The sequence below is a fragment of the Pannonibacter sp. SL95 genome (genome assembly GCF_026672425.1).
GTDB lineage: Bacteria > Pseudomonadota > Alphaproteobacteria > Rhizobiales > Stappiaceae > Pannonibacter.
The window spans coordinates 1967662-1989350 of the sequence record NZ_JAPPRC010000003.1 but is presented as its reverse complement, the minus strand read 5'-3'; the positions used below and the strand labels follow the sequence as shown (position 1 = coordinate 1989350).

General features: G+C 64.3%; 21 protein-coding genes. 11 read left to right on the top strand and 10 right to left on the bottom strand.

The window, feature by feature from the left end:
• Window positions 1-478: 478 nt before the first annotated feature.
• From rpsF to OVA12_RS09985, 9 genes are all read left to right on the top strand, one after another.
• A complete protein-coding gene (gene rpsF, locus OVA12_RS10025; protein WP_268136822.1) occupies window positions 479-928 on the top strand; it encodes a 30S ribosomal protein S6 in 450 nt (149 codons plus the stop codon).
• A gap of 6 nt (window positions 929-934) precedes the next feature.
• On the top strand, window positions 935-1183 hold the full coding sequence (rpsR, locus tag OVA12_RS10020) for a 30S ribosomal protein S18 (protein WP_268136820.1): 249 nt from the start codon (window positions 935-937) through the stop codon (window positions 1181-1183).
• A gap of 160 nt (window positions 1184-1343) precedes the next feature.
• On the top strand, window positions 1344-1907 hold the full coding sequence (gene rplI, locus OVA12_RS10015; RefSeq protein WP_268136818.1) for a 50S ribosomal protein L9: 564 nt from the start codon (window positions 1344-1346) through the stop codon (window positions 1905-1907).
• A 230-nt stretch (window positions 1908-2137) separates the two neighbouring features.
• Window positions 2138-3622 carry a replicative DNA helicase gene (locus tag OVA12_RS10010; RefSeq protein ID WP_268136816.1) on the top strand — a complete coding sequence of 495 codons (1485 nt, stop codon included), beginning with the start codon at window positions 2138-2140 and terminating at the stop codon, window positions 3620-3622.
• A 110-nt stretch (window positions 3623-3732) separates the two neighbouring features.
• Window positions 3733-4941, top strand: a complete 1209-nt coding sequence (gene alr, locus OVA12_RS10005) for an alanine racemase (protein WP_268136814.1) — start codon at window positions 3733-3735, stop codon at window positions 4939-4941.
• Window position 4942: 1 nt separating this feature from the next.
• Window positions 4943-6373, top strand: a complete 1431-nt coding sequence (gene radA, locus OVA12_RS10000) for a DNA repair protein RadA (protein WP_268136812.1) — start codon at window positions 4943-4945, stop codon at window positions 6371-6373.
• 90 nt (window positions 6374-6463) lie between these two features.
• The gene (locus tag OVA12_RS09995) at window positions 6464-7099 is read left to right on the top strand and encodes a CvpA family protein (protein ID WP_268136810.1); all 636 of its coding nucleotides are present in this window, start codon (window positions 6464-6466) and stop codon (window positions 7097-7099) included.
• Window positions 7100-7150: 51 nt separating this feature from the next.
• On the top strand, window positions 7151-8653 hold the full coding sequence (purF, locus tag OVA12_RS09990; protein WP_268136808.1) for an amidophosphoribosyltransferase: 1503 nt from the start codon (window positions 7151-7153) through the stop codon (window positions 8651-8653).
• A 22-nt stretch (window positions 8654-8675) separates the two neighbouring features.
• A complete protein-coding gene (locus tag OVA12_RS09985; protein WP_268136806.1) occupies window positions 8676-9422 on the top strand; it encodes an SDR family NAD(P)-dependent oxidoreductase in 747 nt (248 codons plus the stop codon).
• 328 nt (window positions 9423-9750) lie between these two features.
• Here OVA12_RS09985 and OVA12_RS09980 read toward each other — a convergent pair whose 3' ends face one another.
• The 5 genes from OVA12_RS09980 to OVA12_RS09960 all read right to left on the bottom strand — a co-directional run bounded on the left by OVA12_RS09980 (window position 9751) and on the right by OVA12_RS09960 (window position 14892).
• On the bottom strand, window positions 9751-10542 hold the full coding sequence (locus OVA12_RS09980) for an inositol monophosphatase family protein (RefSeq protein WP_268136804.1): 792 nt from the start codon (window positions 10540-10542) through the stop codon (window positions 9751-9753).
• A gap of 85 nt (window positions 10543-10627) precedes the next feature.
• Entirely contained in the window at window positions 10628-12049 is a 1422-nt protein-coding gene (gene der, locus OVA12_RS09975; protein WP_268136802.1) for a ribosome biogenesis GTPase Der, read from the bottom strand.
• Window positions 12050-12094: 45 nt separating this feature from the next.
• Entirely contained in the window at window positions 12095-13447 is a 1353-nt protein-coding gene (locus OVA12_RS09970) for an outer membrane protein assembly factor BamB family protein (protein ID WP_268136800.1), read from the bottom strand.
• Entirely contained in the window at window positions 13447-14127 is a 681-nt protein-coding gene (locus OVA12_RS09965) for a tetratricopeptide repeat protein (protein WP_268136798.1), read from the bottom strand. Before OVA12_RS09965 ends, OVA12_RS09970 begins: the two co-directional genes overlap by 1 nt.
• Window positions 14128-14313: 186 nt before the next feature.
• Complete coding sequence (locus OVA12_RS09960; RefSeq protein WP_268136796.1) at window positions 14314-14892, bottom strand: NnrU family protein; 579 nt, start codon at window positions 14890-14892, stop codon at window positions 14314-14316.
• A gap of 156 nt (window positions 14893-15048) precedes the next feature.
• On the opposite strand from OVA12_RS09960, the gene OVA12_RS09955 reads away from it, so the two are divergent.
• Window positions 15049-15315, top strand: a complete 267-nt coding sequence (locus OVA12_RS09955) for a PilZ domain-containing protein (RefSeq protein ID WP_268136794.1) — start codon at window positions 15049-15051, stop codon at window positions 15313-15315.
• A gap of 31 nt (window positions 15316-15346) precedes the next feature.
• Here the strand turns inward: OVA12_RS09955 and OVA12_RS09950 are convergent, their stop codons facing one another.
• Window positions 15347-17197 carry an ABC transporter ATP-binding protein gene (locus OVA12_RS09950; protein ID WP_268136792.1) on the bottom strand — a complete coding sequence of 617 codons (1851 nt, stop codon included), beginning with the start codon at window positions 17195-17197 and terminating at the stop codon, window positions 15347-15349.
• A gap of 265 nt (window positions 17198-17462) precedes the next feature.
• The gene (locus tag OVA12_RS09945) at window positions 17463-18476 is read right to left on the bottom strand and encodes a zinc-binding alcohol dehydrogenase family protein (RefSeq protein WP_268136790.1); all 1014 of its coding nucleotides are present in this window, start codon (window positions 18474-18476) and stop codon (window positions 17463-17465) included.
• 98 nt (window positions 18477-18574) lie between these two features.
• On the opposite strand from OVA12_RS09945, the gene OVA12_RS09940 reads away from it, so the two are divergent.
• Window positions 18575-18970 (top strand): winged helix-turn-helix transcriptional regulator, encoded by a 396-nt coding sequence (locus OVA12_RS09940; protein ID WP_268136788.1) that lies wholly within the window; start codon window positions 18575-18577, stop codon window positions 18968-18970.
• A gap of 83 nt (window positions 18971-19053) precedes the next feature.
• On the opposite strand, the gene OVA12_RS09935 is transcribed toward OVA12_RS09940, so the two are convergent.
• The 3 genes from OVA12_RS09935 to OVA12_RS09925 all read right to left on the bottom strand — a co-directional run bounded on the left by OVA12_RS09935 (window position 19054) and on the right by OVA12_RS09925 (window position 21686).
• Complete coding sequence (locus OVA12_RS09935; RefSeq protein ID WP_268136786.1) at window positions 19054-19470, bottom strand: GlcG/HbpS family heme-binding protein; 417 nt, start codon at window positions 19468-19470, stop codon at window positions 19054-19056.
• A 77-nt stretch (window positions 19471-19547) separates the two neighbouring features.
• Window positions 19548-20636: a substrate-binding domain-containing protein gene (locus OVA12_RS09930; RefSeq protein ID WP_268136784.1), complete on the bottom strand. Its 1089-nt coding sequence runs from the start codon at window positions 20634-20636 to the stop codon at window positions 19548-19550.
• A 27-nt stretch (window positions 20637-20663) separates the two neighbouring features.
• Window positions 20664-21686 (bottom strand): ABC transporter permease, encoded by a 1023-nt coding sequence (locus OVA12_RS09925; RefSeq protein ID WP_268136782.1) that lies wholly within the window; start codon window positions 21684-21686, stop codon window positions 20664-20666.
• Window positions 21687-21689: the final 3 nt, after the last annotated feature.

The following is a 21689-nucleotide window of genomic DNA, read 5'->3' as shown; positions in this document are numbered from 1 at the left end:
CGGCTCATGCGACCAGGCAGAGCCGAGTGGCCTGTCCGGCCTGCCGCAGCCCCTGTTTGCGCCGCTATGGTCCGAGCAACCGGCTGATGTCAAGCCTTCGCCATGGGGAGCTCTGCGGCGGACGCAGGGATTTCCGCGATTTTCACGTCTTCTCATACAGGGTGACGCCAGACTGTTCCATCAAATGCCCCGCAAAAGCGAGGCTACAAAGACATTGAAAACCATCCGGCCGCATGTTTTCGACCAGCCCGCCGCCATTCGCCTTGCATTCGCGCGAAGTTGCTGTATAGAGCGTTGCTCGTCCGGAGCCTTGGCTGGTGGCTGAACGGAAGGATGTGCCTTGTCGGCACATCAGGATCGTAAGGGATCCGCCTTCCCGTGTCTCCGCTCTCGTAGGACTTATACGTACCTTTCCGTAGGCACGTTGAGGCTTTGCGCCAGGCTCCGTCCGATAGACACTCAGAAAGGCAATCACAACATGCCGCTTTATGAACACGTGTTCCTGGCTCGCCAGGACGTGTCGACCCAGCAGGTCGAGCAGCTCGTCGAGCAGTACAAGGCTCTTATCGAAGCCAACGGTGGCAAGGTCGGCAAGATCGAGAGCTGGGGCCTGCGCTCCCTCGCCTACCGCGTCAAGAAGAACCGTAAGGCTCACTACACCCTGATGAACATCGATGCGCCGCACGCCGCGATCGCCGAGATGGAACGCCAGATGGGCCTCAACGAAGACGTCCTGCGCTGCATGACCCTCAAGGTCGAAGCCCATGACGAAGAACAGTCCGCCATGATGCAGAAGCGTGACCGTGACGACCGCCGTCGTCGCGACGACCGTTTCGGTGGCGAGCGCAGCGACCGTCCGGAGCGTGGTGATCGTCCGGCCCGTGGTGACCGCCCCGAGCGTGGTCCCCGTCGTGCAGATGCGGAGTAATTGACTATGTCCGAAATCGCCCAGCTTTCCGCCCGTCGTCCGTTCTTCCGTCGTCGCAAGACCTGCCCGTTCTCCGGCAACGGCGCTCCGGTCATCGACTACAAGGACATCCGTCTGCTGCAGCGCTACATCTCCGAGCGCGGCAAGATCGTTCCGAGCCGCATCACCGCGGTTTCCGCGAAGAAGCAGCGTGAACTGGCCCGCGCCATCAAGCGCGCCCGCCTGCTGTCGCTGCTGCCCTTCGTCATCAAGTAATTTCGGGTCTGACCCGAAACAGGCCGCGGCGGGTCTATCCGGCCGCGGCCTTGTCAGTTTCAAACACTGACGATCCCGGATTGGGGCCGACGGGTTGATGCTCGGCCTCTAACCATCCCTGCCGCTGGCCTGGATGGGACAGACCGACTGGAGAAGTCCAATGGAAGTCATTCTGCTTGAACGCGTGGCCAAGCTTGGCCAGATGGGCGACAAGGTTCGCGTCCGCGACGGTTACGCCCGCAACTTCCTGCTGCCGCAGGGCAAGGCGCTGCGCGCCAACAAGGCTAACCTTGCCAAGTTCGAAGCCGAGCGCGCCCAGCTCGAAGCCCGCAACCTGGAGCGCCGCAAGGACGCCGAGGCTGTTTCGGAGAAGCTGAAGGGTCAGTCCTTCACCGTCATCCGTTCGGCTGCCGAAACCGGCCAGCTCTACGGCTCGGTCTCGACCCGCGACATCGCCGAAGTTGCGACCGCTGGCGGCTTCACCGTTGCGCGCACCCAGGTACACCTGTCCTCGCCGATCAAGAACATCGGCCTGCACAGCGTCATCGTCGCGCTGCACCCGGAAGTCGAAGTCACCATCACCATCAACGTTGCCCGTTCGGCTGACGAAGCTGAGCGCCAGGCTGCTGGTGAAGACCTGACCGGCCGTGAGCAGGACGTCTTCGAATTCGAAGAAGACGAAGCTGAAGAAGGTGAAGACGAGGGCGAAGACGAAGAGGCGTGAGCCCTTCGCAGCCCGCGTGGATATCTTGGAACGGCGCTCCCTCGGGGGCGCCGTTTTTCTTTGCCGGCTGCCCTGGACCGGCGCGCGGGCGCCTATGTAGTCAAGGGCGAAAATAAGGGTTGTCCCCGCTGATTTTGGCGGCTGCCCCGATATTAACAGATCGTTCATTCCCGCCTTTTCCTTGCCCCCCAAGCCCGCTAAACGAGGGGGTGCGACAGGCGGGGGATCCGATGAAAGGCAACATCCAGAAAATCGAGGCGGCCAGCGACAGCCTGCGCGTCGCTCCGCACAATGCGGAAGCCGAACGCCAGCTGCTCGGCGCGATCCTCGTCAACAACGAGACCTACTACCGCGTCTCGGACTTTCTGGAAGCGCACCACTTCTTCCTGCCCCCGCACAAGGACATCTACGAGAAGATTGGCCAGCTGATCCGGGCGGGCAAGACCGCCTCCCCGATCACGCTGAAGACCTTCTATCCGGCCGACACCAAGATCGCCGATCTCAGCGCCACGCAGTACCTGCTGCGCCTTGCCGCCGACGCAGCCTCGATCATCAATGCCGAAGACTATGGCCGCACGATCTATGACCTCGCCGTCCGGCGGAACCTGATCCGCATCGGCGAGGACATGGTCAACATCGCCTTCGACGCGCCAATCGACATGCCGCCGAACCAGCAGATCGACGATGCCGAGCGGCGGCTGTTCGAGCTGGCCGAAAAGGGGCGCAGCGAAGGTGGCTTTGTCTCGTTCGGTGATGCGCTCACCGAAACCATCCATATGGCGCATGCCGCCTATAACCGCGAAGGCGCGCTGTCCGGCATCTCGTCGGGCCTGACCGATCTCGACCGGCTGATGGGCGGCCTGCAGCATTCCGACCTGATCGTGCTCGCCGGACGTCCCGCCATGGGCAAGACGTCGCTCGCCACCAACATCGCCTTCAATGTTGCCCAGGCCTACATGGCCGAGGAGCAGCCGGACGGAACGATGAAGACGGTCAATGGCGGTGTCGTCGGCTTCTTCTCGCTGGAAATGTCGGCCGAGCAGCTCGCCACCCGTATCATTTCCGAACAGGCCGAGATTTCCTCGTCCAAGATCCGCCGCGGTGACATTACGGAAGCGGAGTTCGAGAAGCTTGCCGCCTGCGCCCAGCACATGCAGACCGTGCCGCTCTACGTCGACCAGACCGGTGGCATTTCCATCGCTTCGCTGGTCGCCCGCGCGCGCCGCCTCAAGCGCCAGCGCGGCCTTGATCTGCTGATCGTCGACTATATCCAGCTGCTGTCCGGTTCGCAGAAGAACAGCGGCAACCGCGTCCAGGAAATCACCGAGATCACCACGGGCCTGAAGGCTCTGGCGAAGGAACTCAACGTTCCCATCATTGCTCTTTCCCAGCTCTCGCGTCAGGTCGAGTCGCGTGAAGACAAGCGCCCGCAGCTGTCGGACTTGCGCGAATCGGGTTCGATCGAACAGGACGCCGACGTGGTCATGTTCGTGTTCCGCGAAGAATACTACATGAGCAAGACTGAGCCGGAGGAAGGTACGCCAGAGTATGAGGTCTGGAAAGACAAGATGGACCGCCTGAAGGGCAAGGCAGAAGTCATCATCGCCAAGCAGCGTCACGGCCCGACCGGTACGGCCCAGCTGCACTTCCAGGGCGAATTCACCCGCTTCTCGGATCTGGCCGAAGACCAGTATCTGCCCGAGCGGATGGAATAGACCTACTCACGACGGGCGCATTTCCGCACACGCGCCTCTATTATGGCGTCGTGGGACGGGAGCGCCGATTCGCTCGTTCGCCGTCGCGTTGCCAGACAAGACTGCAAAGCATGGCGCCAGGATCAAAAGACACGAGACACACGCTCGCCGCGTCCGATCTGCAGGCGGCACAGGAGGCCCAGGATGCGGCCTGCGGCAGCCGGCTGACCATTGACACGGGCGCCATCGCTGCCAACTGGCAGACCCTGCGCGAGCGGGTCGGTTCCGCCGTTGTCTGCGCGGCGACCGTCAAGTCGGATGCCTATGGCTGCGGCCTGGCACCGACCGTCCGGGCTCTGGCCTCCGCCGGGTGCAGCACCTTCTTCGTTGCCCTGCCGCAGGAAGGCGCCACTGTTCGCCGCGAAGTCCCCGGTGCGACCATCTATGTCCTCAACGGTCTTCTTCCCGGAGCCGCCGCCCACTACGCCGAGGCCATGTTGCGGCCGGTCCTTGGCTCGCTGGCCGAGGTGGAGGAATGGGCGGTGTTCTGCAGCAGCCGCAAGGTCGCTCTGGAGGCCGCCCTGCATGTGGACACGGGAATGAACCGTCTGGGTGTAACGGTCGAGGAAGCCCGTCGCATCGCTGCCGATCCGGCGATGCTGGCAACCTTCCGGCTGTCTCTGGTCATGAGCCACCTTGCCTGCGGCGCCACGCCCAAAGACCCTTTCAACCGCGAGCAGCTTGCCCGGTTCAAATCCCTTGATGGCCTGTTCCCGGGCGTGCCGCGATCCATGGCCAATTCCGCCGGCGTGTTTCTGGGGGCCGACTATCATCTCGACCTCGTTCGTCCGGGCATTGCGCTCTACGGCGGCGAGATCCTGGAGAGCGATCCATTGCGCTTGCGGCCCGCGGTGAAGCTGGAAGCCCGCATCCTGCAGGTCCGGCATGTGCCTGCCGGTGCAGGCGTCGGATATGGCCGGGCACAGGTGACCAACAGGCCGACACGGCTCGCCATTCTCTCGACAGGCTATGGTGACGGCTATCACCGCCGCGCCGGCAGTTCCGACATACGACCGGGCGCGAAGGCCTGGCTTTCCGGCCATGCCGTGCCACTCTTCGGCCGCATCTCGATGGACCTCATTGCCGTCGATGTGACGGATGTGCCCCAGGATCTCGCCCGCCGCGGCGCCTACGTACAACTTTATGGACCAGACATGGACATGACACAGGTGGCCAGTGCGGCAGAAACCATCGACTACGAGCTGCTGACCGGACTCGGCCGCCGCTCCCTGCGCGTCTACGGCCCCCTTTCCGGCACTGCCGTCCAGGGAGACTGGTGAGATGGCGCGCCGGTCGACCAGTTTCGTCTGCCAGTCCTGCGGCGCGGTCAGCTCCAAGTGGGCCGGCCGCTGCGATTCCTGCGGCGAATGGAATTCGATTGTCGAGGAACAGGTGGACAGCGGCATTGGTGGCGGCCCGGCAAAGGGCAAGCCCGCCAAGGGCCGTGTCGTGCCGCTCGTCGGCCTGTCGGGCGAGGCCAAGGAAGCCCCGCGCTTCCAGAGCGGCATCAAGGAACTCGACCGGGTCACCGGTGGCGGGTTCGTGCGCGGCTCGGCCCTGCTGGTGGGCGGCGATCCGGGCATCGGCAAGTCGACCCTGCTGATCCAGGCCTCCGCAGCGCTGGCCAACAAGGGCCTGCGTTCGGTCTATATCTCGGGCGAAGAAGCCGTCGACCAGGTGCGCCTGCGCGCCGAACGCCTCGGCCTGTCCGCCGCGCCCGTGGCGCTCGCCGCCGAGACCAGCGTCGAGGATATCCTCGCCACGCTGGAGGCCGGTCCTCCCCCTGCCCTGCTGATCCTCGATTCCGTGCAGACCCTGTGGACGGAACAGGCCGATTCGCCTCCCGGTACGGTCACACAGGTTCGGGCCTCGGCGCAGGCCATGGTGCGCTATGCGAAGAAGTCCGGCACGGCAATGGTCCTCGTCGGCCATGTCACCAAGGACGGCCAGATCGCCGGCCCCCGCGTCGTCGAGCATATGGTCGATGCCGTGCTCTATTTCGAGGGCGACGGCGCGCACCAGTACCGGATCCTGCGCTCGGTGAAGAACCGCTTCGGTGCCACGGACGAGATCGGTGTCTTCGAGATGACCGGGGCGGGCCTGCAGGAAGTCGCCAACCCGTCGGCGCTATTCCTCGGCGACCGGGCCACCAATTCCCCCGGATCCGTGGTCTTCGCCGGACTGGAGGGCTCTCGTCCCCTGCTGATCGAGATCCAGGCGCTGGTTGCTCCCTCCTCGCTCGGCACGCCGCGCCGGGCGGTGATCGGCTGGGACAGTGCCCGCCTGTCGATGATCCTGGCCGTGCTGGAAGCGCGCTGCGGCGTGCGGTTTTCGCAGCATGACGTCTATCTCAACGTGGCCGGCGGCCTGCGCATCAACGAGCCGGGCGCCGATCTTGCCGTCGCTGCAGCCCTTGTCTCCTCCCTCAGCGGTCTTGCCCTTCCGGCCAATTGCGTCTATTTCGGCGAGGTCAGCCTGTCCGGGGCGATCCGACCGGTCGCGCAGGGTCAGGCACGGCTGAAAGAGGCGCAAAAACTCGGCTTTGACCGGGCGATCTGTCCGCATGGCACCGTCAAGGACGGGGGCAAGGCGGAGATCGCGGCGGATGGGGTCCAGGACCTTGCCGCCTTCATTGCCCGGATCACGGCAGGGGGAACCCGCAAGGCCGAAACCGGGCAAGACAAACGGATTGAGACGCGAAAAAGCACTTAGCCGGAACGGAATTTGACCCGCACCTTGCGCGCAAGGCGCAACCGGCCTATGTCCGGTTCGCCGCGCGGGACATGAGGACAAGACCGAGCAATGCCGATCACGCTACTGGACGGAATACTTCTCGTCATCATGCTCATCTCGGCCGTCCTGGCGATGGTGCGCGGCTTCGTGCGCGAAGTGTTGTCGATCGCCTCCTGGGTGGCGGCCGCCGCAAGCGCCTATTTCCTCTATGGCCATGTGCTGCCCTTCGCGCGCCAGTACATCAGCAACGAATATGTCGCCCTCGGCGCCTCCGTTGCCGGCGTGTTCCTGCTGACCCTGATCATCGTCAGCTACATCACGATGCGCATTTCCGACTTCGTGCTCGACAGCCGCATCGGCGCGCTCGACCGCACCCTCGGCTTTGTCTTCGGCGCGGCCCGTGGCCTGCTCCTCGTTGTCGTGGCGATGCTGTTCTTCAACTGGTTTGTTGCCCCCGAGCGTCAGCCGGCCTGGGTGGCGCAGGCCAAGTCCCGCGACCTTCTCGTCCACATTGGTGACCGGCTGGTCGCCGCATTGCCGGAAGATCCCGAAGCTGCGATCCTCAACCGGATCCGGTCGGGTCAGGGAACACAGCCTGCAGCCCCGACGGGTGCAGCTCCGGCAACGGGCAACGAGAACACCGGCTATTCCCCGGCCGAACGCCAGGGCATTGATCAACTGACAACCGGTGGCACCGGAAACTGAGCCAGGTTGGGCCGGTTTCGCCCGGTCCCGTGAAGAGCCAAGGACATCGCCATGACCGGAACGACCCATCACCCGGACCGCGCTGCAACCAACCTGCAGGACCAGACCGACGACCTCTACGGCGACACGCTGCGCGAAGAATGCGGCGTGTTCGGCGTTCTGGGGCATGAAGATGCCGCCGCCCTGACGGCGCTTGGCCTGCACGCCCTGCAGCACCGCGGCCAGGAAGCGGCCGGCATCGTCACCTATGACGAGAACGACCAGTTCCGCGCCGAGCGCCATCTGGGCCTCGTCGGCGACCATTTTTCCAGCGCCAACACGATCTCGCGCCTGCCTGGTTCGGCCGCAGTCGGCCATGTGCGCTATTCCACCACCGGCGAGCCAATCCTGCGCAACGTGCAGCCGCTGTTTGCCGAGCTCGATGGCGGTGGCTTTGCAATCTGCCACAACGGCAACTTCACCAATGCGCTGACCCTGCGCCGCCAGCTGATCCGCGACGGAGCCATCTGCCAGTCAACCTCGGATTCGGAAGTGGTGCTGCAGCTCGTCGCCCGCAGCCGTCAGCCGAAGATCGTCGACCGCTTCATCGAAGCCATCCAGCAGATGGAAGGCGCCTACTCGCTGGTGGCCCTGACGCGCAAGAAGCTGATCGGTGCCCGCGACCCGCTCGGCATCCGTCCGCTTGTGCTGGGCGACCTGAACGGCGCGCCGATCCTCGCCTCCGAAACCTGCGCCCTCGACATCATCGGCGCACGATTCATCCGCGAAGTGGAAAACGGCGAAGTCATCGTCTGCACCACCTCCGGCATCGAGAGCTACTTCCCGTTCGGCCGCCGTCCGGCGCGGCCCTGCATCTTCGAATACGTCTATTTCGCAAGGCCCGATTCCGTCGTTGGCGGCCGCTCGGTCTATGACGTGCGCCGCGAGATGGGCCGTCAGCTGGCGCGCGAGTCGCATGTCGAAAGCGATGTCGTCGTTCCGGTTCCCGACAGCGGCGTGCCCGCTGCCATCGGCTACAGCCAGGAATCCGGCGTTCCCTTCGAACTCGGCATCATCCGCAATCACTACGTTGGCCGCACCTTCATCGAGCCGACCCAGTCGATCCGCACGCTCGGCGTCAAGCTGAAGCACTCGGCCAACCGCGCCCAGATCGAGGGCAAGCGCGTGACCCTGATCGACGACAGCCTCGTGCGTGGCACAACATCCGTGAAGATCGTGCAGATGATCCGCGATGCCGGCGCCCGGGAAGTGCATTTCCGCCTCGCCAGCCCGCCGATCCGGTATTCCGACTACTACGGCATCGACACGCCGGTGCGCGAGAAGCTTCTGGCTGCGCGCTACAACCTTGAAGAAATGCGCGCCTTCATCGGCGCCGACAGCCTGGCCTTCCTGTCCGTCGAGGGCATCTACAAGGCCATGGGCTACGAGGGGCGCGATGATGCCAACCCGCAGTTCACCGACCATTGCTTCACCGGCGACTATCCCACTCCGCTGACCGATCTGGCGGAAGATGTCGACTTCCGCAAGCCGCCGCGGCTGGTGGAAATCCGGTAATCTGGAACGAGACCAGTCCGTTATGACCGAGACTTCACTTAAAGGCCGCGTCTGTGTGGTCACCGGCGCCTCGCGGGGCATTGGCTATTTCCTGTCCAAGGCCCTTGCCGCCGAAGGCGTCCATGTCATCGCGGTCGCGCGCACCGTTGGCGGCCTCGAGGACCTCGACGACGAGATCAAGGCCGCCGGCGGCAGCGCGACACTCGTGCCGCTGGACCTGATGGACTATGACGGCATCGACCGTCTCGGCGCAGCCATCTTCGAGCGCTGGGGCAAGCTCGACATGCTGGTCGGCAATGCCGGCATGCTCGGCGGCCTGTCGCCTCTCGGCCATGTCGACATCAAGACCTTCGACAAGGTGATGGCGCTGAACGTCACCGCCAACTGGCGCCTGATCCGCTCGCTTGATCCGCTGCTGCGCCAGTCGGATGCGGGCCGCGCCGTGTTCCTCACCTCCAGCGCCGCCCACAAGTGCAAGGCCTTCTGGGGCCCCTATTCGGCCTCCAAGGCGGCACTCGAGGCCCTTGTGCGCACCTACGCGGCCGAGACCCAGTCGGGCAGCGTCCGCGTCAACCTGCTCAATCCCGGCGCCATGCGCACGGCCATGCGCGCCAAGGCCATGCCGGGCGAGGATCCGGAAACGCTGCCGCATGCCTCCGAGGTCGCGCCGCAGATCATCGCCATGCTGCGGCCAGAGTTTACCGACACCGGCCGTCTGTACGACCGCCCGTCCGCAAGCTTCAAGGACTACGTGCCGCTCGTCGTCTGACGCGGCGCATGAACAGAGCCAATAAAAAAAGCCGGGGCAGATGCCCCGGCTTTTTTTATTTGCCGACCAGGTCCTCGGCGTCACCCCGGCCAAGCGCAGCGCAAAGCCGGGGCCTACTCACTTGCAGAGCCTTGCTTTTTTCGATGCGTCGTAACATTGAACCGCCGAAGTGCGACTGTGATGCCGCCAAATGATCGCTCTGCGAACGAGTAGGCCCCGGGTCTCCGCTTCGCTCTCGCCCGGGGTGACCCCGAGCGAGTCGTGACCCAGTTGAAGGCTTGTCATCAAGCTGAGCCGTGGCAGTCGCCTCGGACTTTTTTTGGGTGCCTCAGGCAATCTTGGGGAATGACGCGTCACAGATCGCGATCAGGTCGGCTTCGATGCCCTTGCCGCCGGCGATGACGCGTACGCCCGCGGTCAAGGCGGCTTCGGCATCATAGGCCACGGCGAAACCGCCGGCTTCCTCGATCATCAGAAGACCTGCCAGGCAGTCCCAGGCATTCATGTGCGCCTCGCAATAGCCGATCAGACGACCTGAGGCGACATAGGCCAGCATCAGGCCGCCGGACGCGTTGCGGAAGAACACGCCGCCCTTGGCGACCAGCATGTCGATCACCTGCACGGCGCCGCAGGCGTGGCTGCGTCCGCTGAAGCCCACACCGACCGAGCCGCGACCGAGACTGTCACTGGACGACACTTTCACCGGCCGCCCGTTGACGAACGTGCCAGAGCCTTTCTCGGCATGGAACATCTCGCGTGCAACCGGGTCATAGGTGATGCCGATCACGGTCTCGCCGTCCTTGACGCAGGCGATGACCACACACCATTGCGGAATGCCCGCGACAAAATTCGCCGTTCCATCAATGGGATCGATCACCCAGGTGTAGCCGGAGGTGCCAGCCAGCCGGCCATGCTCCTCGCCGACGATGCCATCATCCGGATAGGCCTCGGCCAGAGCCGCACGCACGAGGGTCTCCACGTCGCGGTCTGCCTCGGACACGAGGTCCTGATGGCCCTTGGCGGTGACGGTCAGGGTTTCGAGGCGGCGGAAATACTCAAGACCAAGCGCACCGGCGCGCTCGGCAAGGGCAAGGGCGAACTCAAGGCGCGAACCGGCCATGACGGGTCTCCAGGATGAGGCAGGATAGAAACAACTGGCGGGCAAAAGAAATCCCGGAGGCAGCCCTGCCTCCGGGACATCTCGATCAGCGTTGCTTGGCCTTCGCGGCGTAGGGGTTGTCCCCCTTGCGATAGGACAGGCGAATGGGTGTGCCGGGCATCTCGAACTTCTGACGAAGGTTGTTCGTCAGGTAGCGCGTGTAGCTCTCGGGCAATTCCTCGGGGCGGGAACTGAACACGATGAAATGCGGCGGACGGGTCTTTGCCTGCGTCATGTAGCGCAGCTTGACCCGGCGGCCTTGCACGGCCGGAGGCGGATGGTGGGCGAGGATGCCCGTCAGCCAGCGGTTCAGCCGCGCGGTAGAGATGCGGGTGTTCCACACGTCATAGGCACCCAGCACGGCTTCCATCAGCCGGTCGATACCCTGGCCCTGCAGGCCCGACAGGGTGCAGATCATGACGCCGCGGATCTGGTTCAGGTAGCGGTCCTGCGCATCGCGGATCGCCTGCCAGGCCGCTTCCCGGTCCTCGATCAGATCCCACTTGTTGATCGCGATAACGATGGCGCGGCCTTCGCGGGCGCACAGTTCGATGATCTGCAGATCCTGCTTTTCAAACGAATTGGTGGCATCCAGCGCCACGACGACCACTTCGGCAAACTTGATGGCGCGCAGGGCATCGGCAACGGAGAGCTTTTCCAGCTTCTCCTGCACGCGCGCCTTGCGGCGGATGCCAGCCGTGTCGAACAGCTTGATGTGATGATCACGCCAGAGCCAGTCGACCGAGATGGAATCGCGCGTGATACCGGCCTCCGGGCCGGTCAGCATGCGCTCTTCACCAACCATGCGGTTGATCAGCGTCGACTTGCCGGCGTTCGGACGTCCGACGATGGCGACCCGCAGCGGCCGCTCACGCGTGCCGACGGGCTCTTCGGGAACCAGATCCTGGCCTTCCTCGTCGAGCTCGATGGCAATGCGGGCCTCATCAGCCGCAGCCTGTTCCTCTTCCTCGACCCGCTCCACATAGGGAAGCAGCGCCTCGTAGAGATCTGCCAGTCCTTCGCCATGCTCGGCCGAGATCGCGACAGGTGTGCCAAGGCCAAGCGCAAAGGCTTCGTAGAGCCCGCCCTCGCCTGCCCGTCCTTCGGCCTTGTTGGCCAGAAGGATCACCGGCGTATCGGTCTTGCGCGCCACGGCGGCAAAATGCGCGTCCAGCGGCGTCACACCCGCGCGGGCATCGATGACGAAAAGCACCACATCGGCTTCCGCAATCGCTTCCTCGGTCTGGGCGCGCATGCGGCCCTCGAGGCTGGCCGCGTCTGCGTCCTCCAGACCTGCCGTATCGATGACGGTAAAGCGCAAGTCGCCGAGGCGCGCATCCCCGGGCCGCCGGTCACGCGTCACACCCGGTGTGTCGTCGACCAGCGCCAGCCGCTTGCCCACGAGCCGGTTGAACAGCGTCGACTTGCCCACGTTCGGCCGGCCGATAATGGCGACGGTCGCACCCAAATTGCATCTCCTGCCGGCCCGTCAGATCCGGGCCGTTTCATGTCTTTAGTTGAAAGCCGCCAGACCGCTGTCGCCTTCAAGCACAATCACGCGGCCTCCGGCCACGATCGGCGTCACGAACACATTGGTCTGGACATCTCTCACGCTCTGCACGTTTCCGGACGTGGCGTCAACCAGTGCAATGCGTCCATCGTTGGAGAAAGCGACCAAAGTGCCGTTTGCAAGCACGGGACCAGCCCAGTTTCGGCGTTTTTTCTTGTTTTCGAGCTGCGGCAGCTCGGCGCGCCACAACACCTGTCCGGTCTTGCGGTCCATTGCCACCATGCGGTCATCCAGCGTCACCATGAACACGGCGGAGCCTGAAACCACCGGCGTGTGCACGCTGCCGACGTCCTGTTCCCATTCGACCTGACCGGTCTTGAGCGAGGCTGCGATGGTGCGGCCGGCAACACCGGTCGCAAACACCGTGCCACCCGCCACCACCGGGCTTGCCGACACATCGGCGATGGTCGACAGGGTCAGGGTGCGGAAGGCGCGGGCAACGCCCTCGGCCCAGATCGGCTCACCCTTCTTGATGTCGATGGCCATAATCTCGCCAGAGGAGAACGGCACGACAACCGTGCCGCCGACAACCGCCGGCGAGGATGCGGACAGGAGACCCGCGGATTCCTCGATGCCGGAATAGGTCCAGGCGACCGTGCCGTCGTCCTGCTTGATGGCGTAGACTTCGTTGCTCTGCGTGACGACGAAAACATAGCCGCCGCCCACGCCGGGTGCACCACGCGCCGGGGTGTTGAGATCGATCGACCACAGAACCTGGCCGGAGCCTGCGTCAAGCGCGGCAAACTTGCGGTAACCGGTGGCCGCAAACACGCGGCCATTGGCGACGGCAACGCCGCCACCTGCAGCCACATCGTCCTCGCCCTCGGGACGCAGGTCCCGCGTCCACGCACGCGCCCCGCCGGTCGAGAAGGCGATCACTTCACCGCTCGGCTTGTAGACGAACAGCCGGCTGCCATCCGAGACCGGCCGGGCCGCAGCGCGCAGACCCGACGATGTGAGGCCGCCGCCGGCGCTGCCGATAGAGGCGCGCCAGACGCGCTGACCGCTGACCGATACCGAAACGTTGCCCGGGTCGTTGCTTTCCGGGCCGCCAGCCTGGGGCCAGCTCTGACCACCGGTTGCCGAGCCGATGCTGGCCGCCTTGCCAGAGGCAGATGCCAGCGGATCGGCTTCAGCAAACACCGGCTGCCGGTCACCGGGCAGGACCTTCTCCCGCTCGGCGAAAGGGTTGATCGCGTCGGTATATTCCGACACGGAGCTGCAGCCCTGCAGCGCCGCCATCAGGACGGTGAGGCTGGTAAAGGCGGCAAGACGCAAGGAACGCTGGCGCAGCATCAGTTGCTTACTCCCTGGCCGGCCGGGGCCTTGCCCGTGGCCGCACGGATGAGATCATCAAGCAGGCCAACACGGCCAGCAATGTCACGCGGGGCGGCGGTGTCGCCGGCAATCTTGTCGACCCAGCCCTGGGCGGCGGTCATGTCGCCAGCCTTCCACGCGCTGAAAGCGAGAATCTCGCGGGCCGCGAAGCGCCAGGCGTTGCCTTCGGCTGCAATCGGCTCGAGCCGGCTGGCCAGCGCGGCATAATCGGAATTGTCCATGGCAAGATAGCCGGCGCGGACGGCGGCGAGGTTCCGCATCAGCGGATCAACCGACGTGTCATTCGCCAGCGCGTCAAAGCGCTCGATGGCTTCAGCTTCCTTGCCTTGCGTCGCAAGATCGGTGGCCGCACGCAGCCGCGCCAGCACCGGGTAGCCGCCGGTCGCCGTCGTCAGGCTTTCAAACAGCGGCGCGGCCTCGTCCGCCTTGCCTTCGTTGGCAAGGCTCACGGCCTTCAGGAAGGTGTCGCCAGCCGCCTGCGCCTGCTGCTCCTGCCAATAGAGCCAGCCGCGGTATCCACCGGTGCCGACCACGACCAGCACGGCCAGAGCGATGACATAGATACCAAACCTGTCCCAAAGACGACGGTACTTTTCGTGACGGATATCCTCGTCGACTTCGCGGAAAATGTCGGACATGCGAGCCAGGTTCCTGAAAACTGTCTGAGCGTATGCGGCGCGAAACAAAGCCCGCACGGCGCGCGCCACATTACAGTGTCACCCGCGTCGTGGCAAACGCCTGTCTTGCGCTGTTTTCAAGGACTTGATGGCTGAAGTGAGGCAGAAACAGGGTCACGCCGACAGAATCACGCACATTGGCGTCACTCACATGGGCGCGACTCCAATCAGCCACAGGTGCAGCTTCCAGACAAAGAGACCGTAAAGCGCAAGTCCGCCCACGATGACGACGATATCGCCAGCCGCTCCGAGGTTCACCGCCGGCGGGCCGCCTGCCCCATCGACAACCCGGCGCTTGAGCGAGATCCGGTCGACGACGGCGTAGACAAGGAAGCTGCCAAACAGCAGCACCGAGGCAAGATCGCCGTTCACCAGCAGGTGTGACAGTGCCCAGAGCTTCACGGCCACCAGCATCGGATGCTTCAGGGCCGTCTTGATCCGGCCTGGAACATAGGCAGCGATCAGGAAGACAAATACGGGCAACAGCAGAAGATAGGCCAGATGCTTCAGCCACACCGGCGGCTCGTAGAGCTGCGGTGCGCCCTCGAAACGGGCCTCGCCGTAGCCGTAGATGATCAAGGCCAGCCCGACCAGGGACACAAGGCTGTACAACCCCTTGTAGCCGCCTGCGCCCAGCCGATCGATCAGGTTCCCGCGCAGGCCGCGGTTCATGGTCACCGCATGGCAGCCGAAGAACAGGACTAGTCCTGCGAGCAAATAGATCATGCTGTCATCTCTCCCTCACGCCAGGCTGCGCGCACAACCCTTACTCCCAAGCATGTGCCCGACTTTCAGCGATCGGCGCAAGACTTCATTCAGGACCCTGACGTATTGTCACCGTTGAAACCCGTCAGCGACTTGGACGGCCTTCAGGAGGTCCAAATGGAAGAACGCCGCCGCGCACCGCGCATGCGAACGCTGAAGGCTGGCCGCATTGTCATCCACAATGGAACGCAGGTTTATGACTGCATGGTGCGGAACACGTCCGAGGGAGGTGCTCTTCTGAGGGTTCCGAACACGCACCAGGTGCCGGAGGAGTTCCTGCTCTACATCGACACCGACCGGATCCGGCGCCCGGTCAAGGTCGTCTGGCGCACCGCCGACCAGATCGGCGTATGCTTTACGGGCGCTGCCGAGCCCATTCCCTGATCCGTGGCCATGGGGACTGCCGCGCTGCCCATCACTGAAACGCCTCGGCCTGCAGCCGGAAAAGGCTGGCGTACTGGCCATTAGCGGCGAGGAGTTCGGCGTGGGATCCGCTTTCGCGGACCCTGCCCCGTTCCAGTACGATGATCCGGTCCGCCAGCCGCACCGTGCCGAAGCGGTGCGAGATGAACACCGCCGTCCGGTCGCGGCTGAGGTCGCGGAAACGATCAAAGACCGCCGCCTCGGCCCGGGCGTCCAGCGCAGCCGTTGGCTCGTCCAGGATCAGCAGGTCCGCGTCGCGAAAGTAGGCGCGTGCGATGGCGATGCGCTGCCATTCACCGCCGGACAGCTCCATGCCGGCGTTGAACATGTCCCCCAGGACCTGATCATAGCCGCCCGGCAACCGGGCGATCACATCGCTGGCAAGGCTGGCATCGGCTGCGGCCTCGATGCGCTGGCGATCCTCGGCCGCATCGATCCGGCCGACGCCGATGTTGGTCACGGCGGCAAAATTGTATTTCACGAAGTCCTGGAAGATGACACCGACGCGGTTGCGCAGGTCCTCGATGGCATAGGCACGGGCATCCACGCCGTCGATCAGGATCCGCCCCTCGGTCGGATCATAGAGCCGGGACAGGAGCTTCACGATCGTTGTCTTGCCCGCGCCGTTCTCCCCGACCAGCGCCACCGTTTCACCGGCCCGGATCTCGAAGCTCAGATCACGCAGGACCCAGTCGTCCTTGCCCGGATACCGGAAACCGACGCCCTCGAAGACCACACCCGAGCGGAGCCTGTCGGGAAACTTCTGCGGCTGAGCCGGACTGGTCAGCGTCGGCGCAAGCTCGAGGAAGGAGTAGAGATCCTCCAGATAGAGCGCCCGGTCGGCGATCTGGGTCAGACCAAGCATGAGCCGCTCGAACAGGCTGTTGAGCCGCATCAGCGCCCCGGCGAGGAAGGTCAGGTCGCCGAGGGTAATCGTGCCCTGAACGGTCTGCCAGGCGATGTAGCCGTAGGCGGCATAATAGGACAGTGCGCTGAGCGCGCCAAAGACCGCACCCCACAGCGCCCGCCGCGTCGCCAGAGCGACGTTGTCCCGGTGCATTGCACCGGCAAGATCGGAAAACCGCTGCGCCAGATAGGCACCGAGGCCGAACAGCTTCACTTCCTTAGCTGTGCGCGCATTTGCGCCAACGAAGCGGACATATTCCATTTCCCGTCGCCGGGTGGTTGCGGCCTTGTCGATGCCATAGCGCAAGGAGTTGAAATAGGCCTCCCCGAGCAGCGACGGCAGAAGGGCAAAGGCCAGCAACAGGATCAGCACCGGCGCATAGACCGCAATGCCACCGATGAGGGCCAGCAGCGTCACCGCATCCTGCACCTGGTTGAGCATCTGTCCGAGCAGGCTGTTGCCCATCAGGGTCTGCGAGCGGGCCCGCTGCAGGCGGTCCTGGATCTCGCCGGTTTCCAGCTGCGCCAGATCAAGTGCATTCGCGTGCAGGATCAGCTCCGCGCCGAGCCGGTTGGAGTGGCGCTCGCCCAGGATCTGCTCCATCAGCCCGTCCAGCCGGGACAGGAGCGCCGCTCCGGCCACCAGCGCAAATTCCGTGAGGATCAGCCCATACAGCGGACCAAGCCCATCTGCCCGGAGCAGGTCAGATGGCACGAAGGCGCCGCTTGTTGTGCCCCGCAACAGGATTTCGTCGACAATCAGCTTGCCGACATAGAGCACGGCCGGCGGCTGCAGCGCCCGGAGCAGCCGCAAGGCAATGATCGCGACGGCCAGCGAAGGCCCTGCCCGCCACAGCGAGCCGATCAGCTGCGGCAGCCGGTGCAGACTGCTGAAGCTGGCCGCTAGATGCCCGCCAACTCCCTGGCCGCGCATCATGGCCCGCTGAAATCCGCGTCCACCTGCCCGCCCGCCTCGTTCTCCTGCCATGAACCCGTCGCCCCCTGAACCCGGCCCGCCAGCCACGTAGCCAGCCTCCACAGGCCGCAACAGGCCGCTGGCGACCTGCCGTCTGCGAATACCTGACTTCCCGCCTCAGATACAGCCCCGGATCCGTTTAGGGACTGGGCAATCAAGACCGCAAGACCGGATCGTGGCAATCACAGGCCCGCCGATTTCTCGGCGGGCCTGACCAGGGGCTTGGTCAGAATCCGCTCAGGACGATCTTGCCCTTGGCCTTGCCGCTCTCGATCAGGGCATGGGCGCGCTTGAGGGTGGCGGCGCTGATCGTGCCGTAGTCTTCCGCCAGTGTCGTGCGGAGCTGGCCGGCATCGACCAGTTCTGCCACCCGGGTCAGAAGCTCGTGCTGCCGGGCCAAGTCTGCCGTCTCGAACAGCGACCTCGTGAACATCAGCTCCCAGTGCAGCGACAGCGACTTGCGCTTCAGGGGCAGCGCGTTCAGCTCCTTCGGGTCATCGATCAGACCGAAGCGGCCCTGCGGGGCCAGGAGGTCGATGCTGTCGGCCATATGGTCGTCGGTGTTGGTGGTCGAGAACACATAGGAGGGCGCGCCGAGGCCGAGCTCTGCCACCTGCGGCGCAATCGGCGACCGGTGATCGATGACGTGATGGGCGCCAAGCTCCCGCACCCAGGCCTGGGTTTCCGGCCGTGAGGCCGTCGCAATGACGGTCAGGTCCGTCAGCGCCCGGGCCAGCTGGATGGCGATGGACCCGACGCCGCCGGCGCCGCCGATGATGACAATGGCACGCGCAGCCCCAGGCACCGGCTTGGCAACGTCAAGCCGGTCGAAGAGCATCTCCCAGGCGGTGATCGCCGTCAGCGGCAAGGCAGCCGCTGCCTTGAAGTCGAGGCTCTTCGGCTTGCGCCCGACAATGCGCTCGTCCACGAGATGAAATTGGGCATTGGTGCCAGGGCGATGGATCGCGCCGGCATAATAGACCTCGTCCCCCGGCTTGAAGGCGGCGACGTCCGGTCCAGTGGCCACCACCACGCCGGCAGCGTCCCAGCCCAGCACTTTCCACTCGCCCTCGGCCGGAGCCACCGACTTGCGGATCTTGGTATCGACGGGATTGACCGAGACGGCCCGGACTTCGACGAGAAGATCCTGGCCCGTGGCGACGGGAACTGGCAGGTCGACGTCAACCAGCGCGCTGGCAGAACTGATGGGTTGCGGGGATTGATAGGCAACGGCACGCATGAAAACCTCCTTGGTTTGATACGAGCCAATGTGTGCTGTATAATCTAAAGCTGCAAGAACGCACAATTTGAGCACATAGTGTCGAAAAGGATACCGTGATGACCCGTCAGCGCCACCTCAGCTACGACTGTGCGCCGGGATGTTCCGTCGAAGCAGCGCTCAGCCTGATCGATGGCAAGTGGAAGGGAGTGATCCTGTTTCACCTGCTGGACGGCCCGATGCGCTTCAATGAAATCCGGCGCAAGCTCGCCAAGGTCACCCAGCGCATGCTGACGACGCAGTTGCGCGAGCTGGAGGCCGACGGTCTCGTCATCCGCACGGTCTTCGCCCAGGTGCCCCCCAGGGTCGACTATGCCCTCTCCGACCGCGGCCAGTCCCTCGCCCCGGCCCTGCTCGCCCTCAAGCAATGGGGTGATGCCCACATGCATCTCTTCGCTGAACAGGAACACAGTGACGTCGCCAGCACGCAGCTGGACCCCGCCAGCACCCGCTGATACCCCGTCGAAACATGGCTGCATCCGGCCATCTACGCGATTGACCAGAACGCCGGCTTCAGCAGGACACTTACAGCGGCGGGTCAGATCGCACCAATGGCCTCCAAGGCCGCCCGGGCCACCTCTTCATCCTGGTCGCCACTGCCGGACCCGACCCCGATGCCGCCAAGAAGGACGTCGCCTATCCGGATCGGCAGCCCGCCTTTGAGGCCTGTCACCGCGCCCTGGGTGGCACCGGCGATGAGCAGGCGCGCCTGTTCGGGAATGGCCGTCGAGGGCGCGTTGATGGATGCCGCAGTTCGGGCCTTGGCCAGCGCGCTCTTGAGAGACAGAAAGCGTGCCCCCTTCATCCGGAAGGACCCGAGCACGACCCCGCTCTGGTCAACGATCACGATGCATTGTGGCTGCCCCATCGCGGAGGCTTTCTCGATGGCGGCCTGGAGCATGGCAAGCACACCGTTGTCGCTCAGCTGCGCGGAAGGCTCGAAGAAGCCGCTCATGGACGCATTCCCTGGTTCATGAATGAAGATAGCGCGGCCGGCACGGCAAAGACTGCGCCGGCCGCGAACGGATGGTCTTACTTGCCCCAGATCTTCGCGTAGTGATCGCGGTAGCCATTGCCCGGGTCAAAGACATTCTTGTCGCCACCATCGGAGCTGATGTTCGCCTTGGTCACGACATGCAGCGGCGAAGTGTAGCCTGACCATTCTGCCTTGCTGACGGCGCGGTTCAGCTCATCGATCAGCTGCCAACCCTGAAGATTGAGAGGCTCGGCGACCGTAACGGCCTGATACTGGCTGGACCGGATGCGCTGGTAAGCGGATTCCGACCCGTCACCTGCAGCAACTGCCTTTGGTGCACCGTCGCCGGCAACGCCGGCCGCCGCGAGACTTGGGCCCATGAAGTCGAAATAGATGTCGTTGATCGCCAGGGCGTGCGTCCAGTTCGCGCCATATTTCTGCAGCAGAGAGGTCGTCAGCGTCGGCATGCGGCTGGACGTGTCTGCGATCGGCGTGTCGACATATTCAAGCACGGTGCCGCCGAGCTTTTCGATCGTTTCCTTGATCTTGTCGGCCTTGGCGATGGCAATCGCATAGGTCGAGTCCGTGAAGATCACGACCCCCGGCTTGCCGCCTGCATCGGCGAAAGCCCATTTGGCGGCCGCTGCAGAGACTTCCATGGCATCGGTCGAAACATTGGCGAACAGGCAATTGGCCGGATCAGGTCCAATGACCGGGCCGGCATGCCAGCTGACCATCGGGATGCCGGCGTCGCAAGCCTGCTTGAGGGCAGCCTGCTGCTCGACGGCATCGAAGCCGTTGATGATGATGCCATCCGGCTTCAGTGCAAGCGCCTGGCCAAATGCGCCGGCGCGGCTTTGGACGGAGCCCGCACCATCGAGAACGGTCACCTCCCAACCGATCTTCGCTGCGGCTTCCTGGATGCCATTGGTGACACCCAGAATGCCGCCATTCTTCATGTCAGCTGCCAGGACAACGATCTTCTTGGCCGCCGCCGCACCTGGTCCGGTTGTGGGACCATCCCAGGTCGCCTTTGCGCCGGCGTATTTCTGCACCTCGGCCATCGCGTCCGAGACTGCATCCGCATGGGCAGGCATGGCGGCCGTCAACGCCAGGATCGATACGGCTAGAGCTTTCTTCAGCATGGTTTCCTCCCGATGTCGCTGAAAGAACTATTTGGATGTCGCGCCCTTCTTGCGTTGCGCGTAACCGGCGATCCCGATGGCGATCAGCAAGGTCGTGCCGTTGAACAGGGGCTCGACCCAGAAGCTGCCACCGAATTGCTGGATGCCGGAAATGCCGACGGCGAGGATCATCACGCCGACGATGGTGCCCCAGACGTTGACCCGTCCGGGCTTGATTGTGGTGGAGCCAAGGAACGCGCCAACGAGTGCAGGCAGCAGGAACTCCAGACCGACCGAGGCCTGGCCGATCCGCAGCTTCGAGGCCAGCAGCACGCCGGCGAGCGCGGTCATCAGTCCGGATGTGACGAAGGCCCCGATGACGAACTTGCGCGTGGGAATGCCATTGAGCTCGGCCGCGCGCTGGTTGGCGCCAATGGCGTAGAGATATCGGCCAATCGGCGTGTATTCGAGCACGATCCAGAGCACGACGGTGACGAACAGCACATAGATCGCCGTGATCGGAAGGCCGAAGACGAATGTACCGTTGATGGCATAGAAGGCATCAGGCAGGGCACCGACCATCTGGCGACCGCCCGTATGCCAGAGCGCGATGGCATAAAGGATCGTTCCGGTTCCCAGCGTCGCAATGAAACTGTCGATGCGGGCGACCTCGACAAGCAAGCCGTTGAGAGCACCGATCAACACGCCAAGCACCAGGACGATCGCGACGGCAACAGGCCAGGGAAGTCCGTAGATCGTCTGCAGGCTGATCGCCAGGATATGCCAGAGCACGATGCCATAGCCGACCGTCAGATCGATCCGGCCGGCAACCATCGGGATCATCGCGGCCAGCGACAGGAGCGCAATGATCGCCTTGTCGGACAGGATGGCCCGCAGGTTGAGCATGGTCGGGAATGTGGCCGGCAGCAGGACCGAGAACAGCAGGATCAACCCGAACATCAGGATGACGAGACCATAGCTTGGTGCCAGGCGCAGCAGCTTGCGCAAGGGCGGCAGTCCCCTCAGTTCGTCCTTGGTGGGTTCGAGTGCGTTGGATTGGATACCGGGCATGGC